The 15,474-nt window shown below is 57.5% G+C and carries 8 protein-coding genes; 6 read left to right on the top strand and 2 right to left on the bottom strand.

What is annotated here, in order from left to right:
- Nucleotides 1–16 precede the first annotated feature (16 nt).
- Complete coding sequence (locus VHE12_09230; protein HVZ80964.1) at nt 17–742, top strand: polyprenol monophosphomannose synthase; 726 nt, start codon at nt 17–19, stop codon at nt 740–742.
- Nucleotides 743–808: 66 nt separating this feature from the next.
- Here VHE12_09230 and VHE12_09225 read toward each other — a convergent pair whose 3' ends face one another.
- Both VHE12_09225 and VHE12_09220 read right to left on the bottom strand, forming a co-directional pair.
- Nucleotides 809–3,214, bottom strand: coding sequence for a flippase activity-associated protein Agl23 (locus VHE12_09225; GenBank protein HVZ80963.1), 2,406 nt, complete (start codon nt 3,212–3,214; stop codon nt 809–811).
- 130 nt (nt 3,215–3,344) lie between these two features.
- The gene (locus VHE12_09220) at nt 3,345–5,750 is read right to left on the bottom strand and encodes a flippase activity-associated protein Agl23 (GenBank protein HVZ80962.1); all 2,406 of its coding nucleotides are present in this window, start codon (nt 5,748–5,750) and stop codon (nt 3,345–3,347) included.
- A 355-nt stretch (nt 5,751–6,105) separates the two neighbouring features.
- On the opposite strand from VHE12_09220, the gene VHE12_09215 reads away from it, so the two are divergent.
- The 5 genes from VHE12_09215 to uvrA form a co-directional block, all read left to right on the top strand.
- Nucleotides 6,106–7,080: a hypothetical protein gene (locus VHE12_09215; GenBank protein ID HVZ80961.1), complete on the top strand. Its 975-nt coding sequence runs from the start codon at nt 6,106–6,108 to the stop codon at nt 7,078–7,080.
- Between the two features lie 189 nt (nt 7,081–7,269).
- Nucleotides 7,270–9,117 (top strand): hypothetical protein, encoded by a 1,848-nt coding sequence (locus VHE12_09210; GenBank protein ID HVZ80960.1) that lies wholly within the window; start codon nt 7,270–7,272, stop codon nt 9,115–9,117.
- A 123-nt stretch (nt 9,118–9,240) separates the two neighbouring features.
- Nucleotides 9,241–10,404, top strand: a complete 1,164-nt coding sequence (locus VHE12_09205; GenBank protein HVZ80959.1) for an LptF/LptG family permease — start codon at nt 9,241–9,243, stop codon at nt 10,402–10,404.
- On the top strand, nt 10,401–12,512 hold the full coding sequence (locus VHE12_09200) for an LptA/OstA family protein (protein HVZ80958.1): 2,112 nt from the start codon (nt 10,401–10,403) through the stop codon (nt 12,510–12,512). The genes VHE12_09205 and VHE12_09200 overlap by 4 nt, the downstream gene beginning before the upstream one ends.
- 85 nt (nt 12,513–12,597) lie before the next feature.
- The coding region (gene uvrA, locus VHE12_09195; protein HVZ80957.1) for an excinuclease ABC subunit UvrA at nt 12,598–15,474 on the top strand (2,877 nt) is incomplete at its 3' end.

The raw sequence follows: 15,474 nt of genomic DNA, 5'->3' as shown, positions 1-15,474 counted from the left end.
CCCTGAGGACCCTTTCATGAGGTCGTCCCCTGATACGATCATCGTTGTTCCCACCTACAATGAAAAAGGCAACATCCGGAACATCTATGACAAGATTTTCAAGGCCTCCAAATCCAGCCATCTTTTGATCGTGGACGACAATTCACCCGATGGGACCGGCAAGATCGCGGACGGGCTCGCTCGCATGGATAAGCGGGTCCGGGTCCTCCACCGGGCGGGGAAGCAGGGATTGGGCTCGGCCTATGTGGCTGGAATGCGCTACGCCCTGGAAAAGGGCTATCGGAACGTCATTGCGATGGACGCGGACCTCTCCCATGATCCCGCCAATATCCCCAAGATGATGGAACTCGCCAAGACCTACGACCTGGTGATCGGTTCCCGTTATATCAAGGACGGGGGCATGGTGAACTGGAATGCCAGGCGTTTTCTCATCAGTCAATTAGCGAACCTTTTTTGCCGGGTCCTTTTAGGCCTCCGGCAGGCCGACTGTTCGGGGGGCTTCAAGTGCTACCGCAGCGAGATCCTTCGCAAGATCGACCTGAACAAGGTCTTCTCGAGGGGATATTCGTTCCAGGTCGAGATCCTATACCGGGCCGTCCGAAAAGGCGCGGCCGTGGTCGAGATCCCCATCATTTTCGTGAACCGACATGAGGGGGAAAGCAAACTGAATTTTGGCGAATTGGCGGGGTTCGGATGGACCCTTCTTAAACTGAAGGGGTTAGGCCTGTTGGGCCAGGTCTGAGGAACGCATAAAAAAAGGGAGTCCGCCGTGAGGCAGACTCCCTTTTTTGTTCCAGCGTCTTCCTGGTCAATGCTTGCCGTGCTTGTTTCCCTTGGACAGGGTGGGCTCCTGGATGGGTTCGGGCTTGGGATAATCGGCGGGAATATCGGCCCGGTCCGTATGGGTATAACCATATTTGTCCGCCAGGTCCTTGCGGACCCACAAACGCATATTATAACTTCCCAAGTCGGACCAAACCTTCCGGTAGAGGATCCAATCCTTCAGGTCGTTCCAATCCACCATGTCGGGTTTCGGGGTCCCAAAAGGGAGGATGTTCGAGAAGAACCAGGAGGTCAGGAGTCCAGGGGTCAGGTCGGTCTGGGGGAATCCCTTTTTGAACCAAGAGGGGATCCACCAGATCCGGAGCTTGTATTTCCGGTCCACATAGCCGGCGGCGCTCAGGATGGGATAGGACTGGGAATCGGTCTCGGTGCCCGTCAAGATGATGGGGTTATCCGCCATGGTGATGCTGGAGGGGTGGTTGCGGCGGCTGAATTCCCGCAGGATCCAGGCGAAGGGCCAGGAACATTTATCCTCGATGGTGAGGGGCAGGCCGTCGTGCATGGCCTTTTCCCCTTCGGAGATCCCGGCAGGCGCTTCAGGATTGGGTCCGCCGGTTTCATCGTAAGAGATACGCCGGATGATCCTCTCCACTTCCAGACAATCCGGTCCCGACTGGACATAGACCAGGGGCTCCACCGGGTTGCATTCATGATAAAAGCTCAAAAGAACGGCGGAATGCAGGGAATAGGTCGATAAAAGCCCGAAAAGCCCCAGGGCTCCCGTGCGGGCCATGCGTCCCCAGGAACCGGCCGGCACGGACTCGATCAGATCCCCGATGAAATAGGCGGTCAAGAGGAGAGCTGGCAGCAAGGGATGGAGGATGAGCCAAGGCATCTTCTCCCCGGCCCAAGAGAAAAGGGCCAGAGAGCCCACATACCAATAAGCCAGGAAGAGGGGAAGGTTCCGGCGTTTTACGAGGCCGTAATAGGCCATGGCCACCAGTGAGAAGAAGAAGGAAACCATTTCGTTGGCCGGAAGCTGGAGCAGATAGTAATACCAGGGCTGGTCCCCCCGGTGTACGCCCTGCTGGCCCCACCAATATTCCAAACCCCCGAAAGCGCCCATGTAGAGGCTGTTCAAGAGGGAATGGAAACGCGTTGAAAAATCGGCTTGATTGCCGCCCACGGTGAAAAAAGTGGTGAAAAGCAGGGTGAACAGGATGCCGAAGATGGTGATGGAACCGGTCATGGCCGGAGCCCTGTCCGTGAGCCAAAGCCAGCCAAAACGTCCCAAAAGGGCCAAGAAGGCCAGGACCCAAAGCATGTCGACTCCACCCGGAAGGTTGATCCCGAAATGGGGAAAGAGGCGTACGAGAAGAATGGCGCCTACCCACCAGCCCAAGGTCAGTCCCAGTTCCAGGCCGATCTTGTCGAGCCGAAGGCCCAAAAGGGTCTCCCAGAGGGGGCTTTCGGCCTTGTTCTGTCCCCGCTGGGCCATCCAACGCAGGGCCAGTTGGAGCAGGGTGTAACCAAAAGAGGCAGCGAGACAGAGGCCAAAAAGGACCGGACGGGCCGAATTCCCTTTATCCAGGATCATCATCAGCAGAAGACCAAAGGCCACCAAACCTCCGGAGATGAGGACATCCAGCCAGGGAAGCAAACGGATGAAAAGGTAGGTGCCCAGAACGGCCACGGTGATGAAGATGGATTCCTTGGTGCAGAAAGCGATGCCGAACCCCAAGGCGGCCAGCCAGAGATCGCTTGGGACCCTGGATCGGTAATAACGCATGGCGTAAACGACCATCAAGAAGGTGCCGCCCAAGATATAGGCGTCTTCCCGGGTGAAACGGTCGAAATACATGAAACTGGGTGAGATAACGATAAGGGAGGTGGCCAAAAAGGTCCCCCAACGGCCCAGGAAAGGGCCCAAGAGCATGGCCAAGATCACAGTGAGGATGCCGAAAGAGGCGGCCAAATACCGTGAAGTGGCATTGGAAACGCCGAAAAGGTAATACATGAATGCATTCCCGTGGAACTGGAAGGGGCCATGCATCATCGGGTTGTATTCATAGTCCCCGTCCTTGAAAAGTTGGTAGGAATAAAAGGCGTGCATGCTTTCGTCGTGGTGGTGGGGCTTGGCGCCCAAGTGGTCGAAGCGGGTGAAGACGGTCACGAGGAGCAGGACCGCATAGGCGATGGACATCCAGCCCAGGTGGAAGGAATTGGCTGGCACCCAGGATCGATCAGGGCTTCCGATGGTCGCGTCCGGAGCCGGCTCGGTTTTCGCGGGTTCGGATCTTGGGGTGGGCTTAGGGACGGTGACCTTGACGGCAACCTCTTGGGACGTCAATTTGGCCCCACATTGCTCACAAAAATTATTGGAAGCGGGGTTCTTGGCGCCGCATTTTTCGCAGATCTTGTTGTCGGCCATTCAAAGGCTCCTTGGAAGGTTTGAGAACAAGCAGGGAATGACGGTGGGAAAGACGCTCAACTATACCTATCCTTAAAAACCTTTGTCAAACTGAAGGATATGGGCCCTTTCCCGCGGCCTTCCGAGGAGGTCATTCCCCGGAACGGTGTTTTTTACCCTTTTTTTCCATAGGGGATTCGGGGGCGGGGAGCGGCTGGGGGAAGTCGGACGGGATGTCGGTCCGGTCGGTCCCGGTGAAACCATATCTTTCCGCCAGGTCCTTGCGTACCCATAAGCGCATGTTCATGCTCCCCAGGTCGGACCAGACTTTCCGGTAAAGGATCCAATTCTTCAGGTCGTTCCAGTCCACCATATCGGGTTTGGCGGTTCCGAACGGCAGGAAGTTCGAACCGAGCCAGGAAAGGAAGGTGGGCAAGGTGATCGGCGGGGCGGGGTAACCCTTCTTGTACCAGGAAGGGATCCACCAAGTGCGTAACTTGTACTTGCGGTTGACATAGCCCGCAGTGCTCAGGATGGGATAGGACTCGTGATCCAGTTCCACGCCCGTCAGGATGATCGGGTTGTCGGCCATGGTGATGTGGTCGGGGTGGTTTCGTTTGGGGAAATCTCTGAAGTTCCAGGCGAAAGGCCAAGAACAGGTGGACTCGATGGTCAGGGCCAGGCCGTCATGAAAGGCCTTTTCCCCATCCGAGATGCCCGCAGGAGCCTCGGGGTTCGGACCGCCGGTCTCCCCGTAGGAAATACGCCGCACGATCTTCTCCACTTCCAGGCAGTCCGGCCCGGATTGGACATAGACCAAGGATTCGACCGGGTTGGACTCGTGATAGAAGCTCAGGAGCACCGCCGAGTGCAGGGAATAGGAAGTCAAAAGCCCGAACACCAAGAAGATCGCGGTCCGGACCGTACGGCCAAAGAAACCGGCGGGAACCGATTCCACCGCCTGTCCGACCAAATAGGCGCTTAAGAGGAGGGAAGGCAATAGGGGGTGGAGGATCAGCCATGGCATCTTCTCCCCGGCCCAGGAAAAAAGGGCCAAGGAGCCCACATACCAATAGGCCAGGAAAAGAGGGATGTTCTGTCTTTTGAAGAAGCCGTAGTAAAGGATGCCGATGAACGAGAAAAGGAAGGAAACCATTTCGTTCGCCGGGAGCTGTAGAAGATAGTAAAACCAGGGTTCGTCCCCCCGGTGGACGTCGTGCTGGCCCCACCAATATTCGAGGCCCCCAAAGGCGCCCCGGTAAAGGGCTTCCAGCAATTCGTGGAACCGGCTCCAAAGATCACCCTGGTCGGCTCCGACGGTGAAAAAGGTCGTGAAGAGCAAAGTGAAAATGATGCTGCAGATGGAGAGGGAACCCGTCAGGGCGGGGGAAACGTTCTTCAGCCAGAGCCAACCGAAACGGATCAAAAGGCCGAAGTAAGAGAAAAGCAAAAGGGCCGAGAAGAATAGCGGAACGGAAATGCCGAAGTGCGGGCAGATCCGGAGGACCAAAATGGCCAGGACCCACCAGAGGCCATAGGCGACCAATTCCCAAAGGATGGCCCCCGCTTCCAAGCCGAGCAACATATCCCAGACGGGCGGAGCGGACTTGGGCTTCTTGGTGTATTCGATCCAACGCACTGCGATCTGGACGACCGTATAGGCGAAGGCCGCCGCGAGGCAGAGCATCAGGACCGGCATCCGGGCGGGGTTCCCTTTCTCCAGGACTAGGGTCATGCTCATGCCGAAAGCGGTCAAGCCGCCCGCGATAAGGACGTCAAGCCAGGGCAAGAGACGGATAAAGAGGTAAGTGCCCAGGACCGCGATGGTGATGAAGATGGATTCCTTCGTGCAAAAGGCGATGACGAAGCCCAAAGCCGCCCACCAGAGGTCCGATGGGAGACGGGAGCGGTAATAGCGAAAAAGGAAAACGACCCAAAGGAAGGTCCCACCCAGGACATAGGCGTCCTCCCGGGTAAATCGGTCGAAATACATGAAACTGGGGGAGATGACGATCAGGAGAGTGGCTAAAAAAGCCCCCCAACGGCCGAGAAAGGGGCCCAGTAACATGGCCAGCACAACGGTGAGGATGCCGAAGCTGGCTGCCAAGAAGCGGGAAGTGGCGGGAGAGACGCCAAAGAGGTAATACATCAGTGCGTTCCCGTGGAATTGGAAAGGTCCGTGGAGCATGGGATCGTATTTGTAATTCCCGTCCTGGAAGAGCTCGGCTGAATAAGCGGAATGCATGCTTTCGTCATGGTGATGGGGTTTGTTACCTAAGTGGTCAAACCGGGTGAAGACGGCGATGAGCAACAGGACGGTGTAAGCCATGGCCATCCAGGAAATGGATAGGCCGGAGCGGTTCAGGGGAAGGGACGGGGCTTTTTCCCGAAGGGGAGCAGTCCCGACGGGGATATTTTTAGCTTGCTTGGAAGACGACTGGGATTTGGGCTGGTTCTTTTCGGTTTGACCGGTGAGTTTGGCCCCGCATTGCTCGCAAAAATTATTCGAACTGGGATTCTTGGCGCCGCAATTGGCGCAAGTTTTGGTCTCGGGCATTCAGGATTCTCCTTGAAAGTTCCGAACGATCGCAAAGGCGGTGAAACTATATCGAGGCCTCAAAAGTCTTGTCAATCAAAGGGGCTTTGTCTTCCGACGAACAGGAATTAAGTGAAAATCACGGTCGAGGTTACAAGAAGGGACATGGTTCACGGCGACAAGGACGATCATCCTGGCCCTAGGACACTTTCCGCCCAGAGGTCGGAATCGGGGACCCGAACTGACGGTTTAACGAGCCCAAAGGGCCCTGTTTAAAGGGTTTTCAAGTTGTCTTTTCCAAACCCCATTGTTAGACTTTTTTTACTCGAACGAAACGCCGCAAATTTTCATAACCTTTGCGGAGAGGAGAAAAGCCTTGATTTCGAAACGTTTTCAGATGGCGGCCCTTTTGGGGACATTGATCATGACCGGGCCCTGGGTCGCCCTTGCGGATGACACCAATTATGCCGCGGAAGTCCTGACCAAGGGAGCGGGGGCCCGCCCCCTGGCCATGGCCGGGGCCTTCTCCGCAGCCGCAAATGACGCCACGGCGGCCTTTTGGAACCCCGCCGGGTTGGCCTTGATCGATGACATCGAGATCACCACGATGCACGCCACCCAGAACGACCTGCAAAGCTATGACTTCATCAATCTGGCCTTCAATACACAATCGGCCGGTTCCTATGCCTTGAGCTATATGCGCTTGGGTGTCAGCGGGATCGACATCACCGGCAACAGTCCCACCGTTCTGGGCCAGACGACCTATACCGACCAGGCTGCCCTTTTATCCGGCGGTTGGAAACTGAGCAAGCAATTCGCCATCGGGGGGACCATTAAACTCCTGAAAACCGACGCTTACACGGCCTCGGCCTTCGGTTTTGGTTCCGATATCGGTATCATTTTCAAGCCCATCAAAGAACTCTCGTTCGGATTGATCGCCCGGGACTATACCGGTGGTTCCTATATCACCTGGCAAAACACCGCCACGAACCCGACCCAGGTCCTGCAGCCCAGCGCCACCCTTGGTATCTCCTACACCCAGGAATTGGGCGAACGCCGCAACCAAGGGGAGGCCCCGGTCCCGGTGAGCACTTTTTCGGTCAATTTTGACGCCGATACCCTTTATGCCGGACAAGCCCTGAATAACTATCATTTGGGAGTGGAATATTGGTACCGCCAATTCGTGGCGGTTCGCGGCGGGGTCATGAGCAAGGGGCTTCAATTCGATAATGATAACTTCACCCCTTCGGCGGGGGTGGGTGTCTGGGCCTATTTGTTCGAGATCGATTATGCCTTCGTCAGCAACTCGATCGGCGGGATCCATTACCTTTCGTTGATCACCCGATTGTAAGCCGTTAAACCGGGCTCTCGAACCCCCTTCCAGCCTTTGTTGGAAGGGGGTTTTCTATTTCCGGACCATCAGTCCTCGGATATCCACCGGCTGCCCAGCCCACGGCTTTTTGTGTTTTTATGTTCGTTGTTTTTCGATTATCATGAATGCCGTTCCCAAAGCCTCATCATTCCCACCCTCGAGGTGCCTATGCATCGGTCCTTTTCGGCTTGGCTCTTCCTGTTAACGGCTTCCGCCGGCACATCCCTTTTTGGTTATTCCTCCTATCAAATGGCCCCGTCCACTGGGGATGATCTTCCGTTCTCCGTGCAGACCCGGAACATGCTGAAAAGGCAGATCTTCGACAATCGGACCCTCATCGGCGGGAACATCATCGCCCTTCGTGACCAACCCGGTCGTCAATACAGCGGGAACTACATCGACATTGGGGACTTGGCGGGGGTCAAAAAGAACGATGTTTTCGCCATCTTCACTCCGGGCGGTGAACCGGTCGGGTTCATCCGTGTGGTCGATTCCCAGCGTTACACTTCCTCGTTCGAATTCATGGAGTTGACGGTCGATCCGACCAATAACCTGATCGTAAAAAAACTCAACTCCGAGATCCAAAGCCGTCTGCCGGGAAAACTTTTCGCTTACCCCAACATGAAGCGTTACCATCGTGCTACGGCGATGAACGCTCCGCGCCGGGCCAAAGGGAAAGTGGGGGCGGTCGAGCCTTTGGCCCCCTCCGCTTCTTCGCAACCCAGCTTACCGCCTTTGCCGGGTGAAGGGACAAGCCCTTCCGCTTCTCCATCCTTGCCGCCCTTGCCGGGCGAGTCCAATGGCGCTCCTTCTTCCAACAACAGCCTTCCTCCTTTGCCGACCGATAGTTCGGCTGGGCCCATGCCCTCCTCGAATTCCTCTTTGCCGCCCCTACCGACCGGGCAGGATAACGGGAACATGTTGCCGCCCTTGTCCGGTGATGGTTCCAATGGGGGACTGCCTCCGCTTCCGGGCGCCGATAATGGTGCGCCGATGCCTAGCGGAGCACCGGCCGACAACGGGGGATTACCGCCACTCCCGGGTGGGGATAATTCCAATTCTGCCTTGCCGCCTTTGGGGCCGCCGATGGACAACGGCGGGTTGCCTCCTTTGCCCGGGGGCGATATGTCCGCTCCTGGAACTTTGCCGCCGGCCCCGGGTTCCGATTCGTCGCTGCCTCCTTTACCCGGTGGACCTGGCCCGTCCAGCGACATGAGCCTTCCGCCGCTTCCCGGGGGAGAGCCACCCAATCCGGGTGCCCCGAGCTTGCCGCAAAGCGGTTTGCCTCCGATGGGGCCTGAGCCTTTGGCTTCCGCCGGTTTGCCAGGCGATCCAAATGCATTACCTCCCATGGACAATAGTGGTCTCCCGCCCGCTCCCGGGATGGACAATGGACTTCCACCGTCCCCAATGGCCTCTTTGCCTGGCGCCGATAACGGGCTACCTCCTGCTGGCATGGACAATGGTCTTCCGCCGGTCGCTGGTCTCCCGCCGACCGATGGTGGGTTGCCTCCTATGGATAACAGCCTTCCGCCTGCGGGCTTGCCGGACAATGGATTGCCCCCGGTCGCCAACAACGGTCTTCCGGATTCCACCATGGCGGGCCTCCCGCCTTCTCCGGATGGATTGCCCCCGATGGACAATGGGATGATGCCATCGCCGACATTCGATTCCGGGTTGCCGCCGGTGGCCAACAATAATCTCCCGCCCGCTCCGTCCGATCTTCCGGGCGGCCCCGGCGGACTCCCGCCGATGGACGACGGGGGCATGCCTCCTTCGATGGTGGCGGGGAACAATCTTCCCCCTTCCATGGACAATTCCCTCCCCCCTGGAATGGGGTCATCGTTCGATCCGACCGTCTCGAACCTGCCTCCGGACATGGGCCTTCCTCCCGGTTTCGGGGCCTCGCCCACGGCCCAGGTCCAGCCTTCGACCTCCCATGCGAGCGAACTGGGGCTTCCGGCTGTCCATACGTCCGCCTCATCGGGTTATCTTCAGGATGTTCCGACCCTCTAGGTCGGGGGTCCTCTTTTTCCCTTGGATTCGTCTAAGATAGGACTTCCTTTTTCCTGGGCCGATGGCTGCCAAGGGAACAGGTCCTGGGCCTTTCCCGGGATATCTTGACCGAAGGAAAAGGGAATGCCCCTTTTGGTCCGTTATTGCCTTTCCTCGGTGGCTTCGGTCTTCCTCGTCGCCACCGGGATCTGGCTTTTTGTCCTCAACCTTCTTTTCTTCCTCCGGGAGTTCTTGGACTACCTCTTCAAATATCAGGCGGGGTTCGGGAATTGCCTGCGCCTGTTGCTTTACATCCAGCCCAGCTTCCTGGTCCTGGTCATCCCCATCGGTTTCCTGACGGCATTGCTGGTGGCCTATACCCGGTTCAGCGCCGACCGGGAGGCCATGGCCCTGGAATCCGCCGGGTTCTCTGTTTCCATCCTGCTTTGGCCCATGATGGGGCTGGCCTTCTTCCTGAGCGTGTTCCTGGTCCTTTTCATGGACCGAGTCCTGCCATGGGGGAATACTTCCTTCATCAAGCTCAATGGAAGGATTCTGGCCGAGCGTTCCGCCATCCTGGTCCGCGAAAGGGTCTTGATCCCCGACTTCGACGGCTTTTTGCTCTATGTGGGCGACAAGGACGACAAAAGGGACCTTTTGAAAAGGGTCACGGTCCTCTTCCTGGACGCCACCCACCACCCCTATCGATTGATCCATGCCCAGGAGGGCACCTTGCGCCAGGACCCGGGCACCTTCCATGAGTTCCTCGACCTGGGGGAAGGGGTCCTCCAGCAGGTCGGGACGGGAAGCCGGATCTTCGCGGACCAATTCCTCCAGATGAAATTCAAAGGCTGCCTCTTGGACCTGACGGCCCGCAAGGGGCCGCCTGGTCCCGTCAATTTCCAGGATGCCCGGAACATCTCGATTTCCGAATTGTCCCAAAGGCTACAGGAGGAAAGAAAGGCCGGATCGGTCAGCCGTTATGACGAACTGGAATTCCAGAAGAAGTTCTCTTTGCCCTTTTCCGCATTGGCCTTCGCCTTCATCGGTATTCCTTTGGGCCTCCTGATCCGTTCGGGGCATATCCTGGGCCCGGTCTTGGCGGTGGTGCTGGTGGCCATCTACGACGGATTCGTGCTTTTCGCCCAGGAAAGCGGGCCGGTGGGGCTTGTGACCCCCTGGGTGGCTTGCTGGCTCCCGAACGCGGTCTTGATGTTCATTGGGCTAGGACTGGTCTATTGGATTTACCACCGGGTCGGTTTTTGGCCCAAGTTCTTGAAACGCCCCAAGGCGGTGCCGGAGCCATGAGGAAAAAAAAGATCCGGCGGACCTGGGTGGCGGTCTTCCTTTCGGTGAGCTTATGGGGCGCGGCGCGGTCCTGGGCGGAACTGTCCCTCTCGTTGGGGACCCAGGTCCACATCCAGGCGGACCACATGGAATATCTCCGCGATCAGGACCTGGTCGTGGCCAAGGGAAAGGTCCATATCCAACAGGGGTCGGTCCATCTTTATGCCGAATCGGTCCGGTACGACACCCAGGCGCAGGACATCCTGGCCCAGGGCAACGTGGTTTGGCAGGACGAGACCCAAGAGATCGAGGCCCAGCGGCTGACCTACAATCTCCGGACGAGGGAAGGGAAGGCCACCCACATCAAGACCCAAGCCCCGCCCTTCATCTCCACGGGGGAGGAGATCGAGATCTACGACAAGAAGATCGTGATCAAGAATTGCGAAACGACCACCTGCGATTACGCCGAGGGATACCGGCACTATCACATGAAAGCGGATAAGATCACGATCTATTCGGGGGATTATCTGGTGGCTGAGAACGTTGTTTTTTACATCGGCAAGGTGCCGGTCTTTTATTTTCCCTTCTTCGTCAGGACCATTCACGACCTCAAGACGCCCTTTTCCGTGTCCACCGGCTCCACGGATTACCTGGGGACTTATATCCTCGTGACGACCAATTATCTTTTCAATCCCAAGAGCTATGGCGCCCTCTATACCGATTATTTCTTCAAGAAGGGTTTTGGATTGGGAATTCGGCACGAAGTCGCCTTGGACGATTTTTCGGTCCTTTCCCTTTATGGTTACGGGATCCCCGAGAAGGATGACGGTCTTTTCCGATGGGAAGGCCGCGCCAGGGGCCTTTGGGCCTTGTCCTCGAACCTCCAGGGACGTTTGGAGGTGGATGTTCCCGGCGATGGGTTGTTCAGCAGTGATTACCTGGTGGCGAAGCGTGACCCGAGCCTGGTCTCTTCCTTCCGTGAATACGATCTCTCGGCCACCTATGGCAATTCGTCCTATACCCTCGGGCTTTCGGCCAGGCGCCAGGAAACGGCCGATCTTTCGGCCCCGCCCCAGAGCGAATACCATTTCCAGCAGAACCTCCAGACCCTGCCCCAGCTCAATTTCAGCCTCTTCCCCCGTCCCTTGTTCGGCCGGGACATCCTCAGGTATGACCTGACCGGCCAAGGGGACCATACCTACACCCGGGCCAACGATTTTTATGTCTCGCACCTTACCGGAGAACTGGGCTTGAGCCAAAGCCTGCTCGTGGACCCGACCCAGACCTTTTATGGCCGTGTGGCCATGAATGAATCCTTCCAGGATGTCTCGGACGTCGGGGTCACGATCGGGCCCGGGAGCGCCGGGGAAACCCATGGGGTGAACCTGCAGGCCACCTGGACCTCACGGTGGGGCGAATTCTTCAATTCGAACTTCAGTTATACCTTTGCCCAGAAGCTGAACAACCGGTCTCCCCTGGACCTTCCGACGGGCGTTACCGCCAACCTCCTTTCGGGCAGGCTGGAGGGAAATTTCGGTCAAACCTTGCGGGAGGCCACCAGCACCTCCTTCGATTTCAACGCCCAAGTACCCACCGATGGGGCCCGGTTCGGCTATCTCCATCAGGAACTCTATTGGACCGCCTCCAATTACCTGGACCTGAGCCTTTTTGGGAACTATTCGATCCAGGCCAACGGTCTCAAGGACCTTAACGGCCTCCTGAACGTCCGCAGCCCCCATGACTTTTGGAGGGTCGGGTTGACGGGAAACTTCGTGGACCCGAACTTCACCAACCAGGGACCGGTCACCCAAGGGCTCCCGAAGACATTCACTTTCGGGGCCCAGGTGGATATGGCTTTGTTCACCAATTATCGGTTGGAAATGATCGAGAATTACGACCTGGTCAATTCCAGGTTCCAATCCCGCAGCATCAGCCTTTTCCGGGACTTGCACGATTGGGTGGCTCAGATCAATTACACTTCCGATCCGCTGTTAGGCGAAAAGGTCTTCTTCACCCTGACCCTCAAGGCCTTGCCCGGCAAGCCTCTCACGGTCTCCGATGACCAATTGCAGCGCCTGAATGGATTGCGGAACCAGGGCTTGACCGGCGCGGCCAGTCAGTTCCAGTGATCTCCCCGGGGTCACACCCCTGGAAAAATGCCCCTTCGTGACGTAATAATGCCTCCTTCGTTTTTTGTCCAAGAACCGGGGAGCCATGAAAAAAAACAGCATCGTCGTCCGCGGGGCCCGCGAACATAACCTGAAGAATGTTTCGTTGGAGATGCCCCGTGACCAATTGGTGGTCATCACGGGGGTTTCGGGTTCTGGGAAATCCTCGCTCGCCTTCGATACCCTCTATGCGGAGGGCCAGCGCCGTTATGTGGAATCCCTCTCGGCTTACGCGAGACAATTTCTGGGGTTGATGGAAAAACCCGACGTGGACCTGATCGAGGGTCTCTCCCCTGCGGTGGCGATCCAGCAAAAGGCGGGAAGCCGCAATCCCCGCTCAACGGTGGGCACCACCACCGAGATCTACGATTATTTCCGGCTTCTTTTCGCGCGGATGGGGACCCCCCATTGTCCCCAGTGTGGACGCACGATCAGCCGCCAAACCATCCAGCAGATCGTGGACCGGGTCCTTGGGTTCCCGGAGGGTTCCAAACTCCACATCCTGGCGCCGCTCATTTCGAGCCGGAAAGGCGAATACAAGAAGATCTTCGACCAGGTCCGCAAGGACGGGTTCGCCCGGGTCCGCGTGGATGGGAAGCTGTTGTCCTTGGATGAGGACATCCCACTGGAAAAGAACAAGAAGCACGACATCGAAGTGGTCGTGGACCGGCTGGTGTTGAAGGATGGGATCGCCAAGAGGTTGGCCGATTCCCTGGAGACCGCTTCCAAGCATGGGGAGGGGGTCGTCAAGGTCCTGGTCGGATCCGGGGAGAAAGAAGAGGAACACCTCTTTTCGGAACATTTCGCTTGTGTGCATTGTGGCTTGAGCCTGGAGGAACCGGCGCCCCGGAGTTTTTCTTTCAATAATCCCCACGGTGCTTGTCCGGCCTGCACGGGCATGGGCTACAAGATGGAGGCCGAGGAGACCCTGGTCCTGGATCCGGAAAAGTCCATTCAGGAGGGGGCGGTCCTTCCTTACGCCAACCCCCGGGCCCTTTATTACCAAAACCTGATCGAGGGGGTCTGCCAGCACTTTGGAGTCCGCCAGGATGTACCGTTCAAGAAACTTCCCGAGAAGGTCCGGAAGGCCATCCTTTTGGGGACCGAAGAGGAGATCGAGTTCCGGGTCCAGAAAGGGACCTACCGCCAGAAATTTTGGGGTCCCTTCGAGGGCGTGATCCCGAACCTGGAAAGGCGCTTCCACGAGACCGATTCGGAATCCATCCGCGAGGAGATCGAGGATTTCCTCATCAGTAAACCCTGCCGGTCCTGCAAGGGGACCCGGTTGAAACCGGAAAGCCTTGCTGTGACGATCGAGGGAATGAGCATCATTGATGTGACCCGTTTCTCGGTGAAAAGGTGCCTGGAGTTCTTCGAGGGGCTCAAGTTCGACGCGAAGTCCATGGCGGTGGGCGGGCAGATCCTCAAAGAAGTGAAAAGCCGCTTATCGTTCCTCAAGAACGTGGGCTTGGATTACTTGACCCTGGACCGAATGACCGCGACCCTTTCAGGCGGTGAGGCGCAGCGTATCCATTTGGCCACGCAGATCGGGAGCGCTTTGGTCGGGGTCCTTTATATCCTGGATGAACCTTCCATCGGCCTTCATCAACGCGACAATGCCCGTTTGCTGGATACCTTGAAGCGCCTCCGGGACATTGGCAACTCGGTCCTTGTGGTCGAGCATGACGAGGACACCATGGAAGAGGCCGATTTCATCGTGGACATGGGGCTCGGGGCCGGTGTGGAGGGCGGAGAAGTGGTGGCATCCGGCTCCTTGTCCGACATCCTGGCCCATCCCCGGTCCTTGACGGGACAATATCTTTCCGGGAAGAAGCATATCCCCGTCAATTCCCGCAAGGAATTTCCCTTCGAAAAGGAGTTGGTCCTCAAGGGCGCGCGCCTGAACAACTTGAAGGACCTGACGGTCCATTTCCCCCTGGGATGCCTGGTGGCCGTGACGGGTGTTTCCGGCTCCGGAAAAAGCACCTTGGTCATGGAGACCCTCTACCCCGCGCTCCTGCACCAGCTCTACGGATTGCGGATGAAACCTGAAGGCTATGAAAGTCTCGATGGGGTGGGCCATATCGACAAGGTGATCGAGATCGACCAATCACCCATTGGTCGGACGCCCCGGTCCAATCCGGCCACTTATACGGGCCTTTTCACCCATATCCGGGACCTTTTCGCCCAACTGCCCGAGTCCAAGGCCCGTGGTTACAAGGAAGGGCGTTTCAGCTTCAACGTCAAGGGTGGCCGCTGTGAGGCTTGCGAAGGGGATGGGGTATTGAAGATCGAGATGCACTTCCTGCCCGATGTTTATGTTCCTTGCGAGGTCTGCAAAGGGAAGCGCTACAACCGGGAAACCTTGGAGATCCAATACAAAGGAAAGAACATCGCCGAGATACTGGGGATGAGCGTCAGCGAGGCGTTGCCCTTCTTCGTTGCCATTCCGAAGGTCAACCGCATCCTGGAGACCCTCCGGGACGTGGGCTTGGGCTATATCAAGATCGGACAGGCGGCCACGACCCTTTCGGGTGGGGAGGCCCAACGGGTCAAACTATCCACGGAACTCGGGAAGCGGAGCACGGGACGGACCCTCTATATCCTGGATGAACCCACGACGGGCCTGCATTTCGCCGATGTCCACCATTTGATCGTGGTCTTGAAACGCCTCGTGGAAGCCGGGAACAGCGTGGTGGTCATCGAACACAATCTGGACGTCATCAAGACCGCCGACCATATCATCGATTTGGGACCCGAGGGCGGCGAGGAGGGTGGAGATTTGGTCGCGGCCGGGACCGTGTCCCAGGTGATGGAGAGCACCCGGTCCCATACCGGAAGGTTCCTTGCCGAGAAGGTCAAAAAGGACCTCCAACGGCTGAAAAAGCAGGGCAAACAGACGGTTCTTGCGGGAAATCTGCGT

The sequence above is a fragment of the bacterium genome, assembly GCA_035549195.1.
Taxonomy (GTDB): domain Bacteria; phylum Oederibacteriota; class Muellerivitia; order Muellerivitales; family Muellerivitaceae; genus DASZRK01.
The sequence above is the reverse complement of the archived record's forward strand: the minus strand, read 5'-3'. Positions and strand labels throughout refer to the sequence as shown.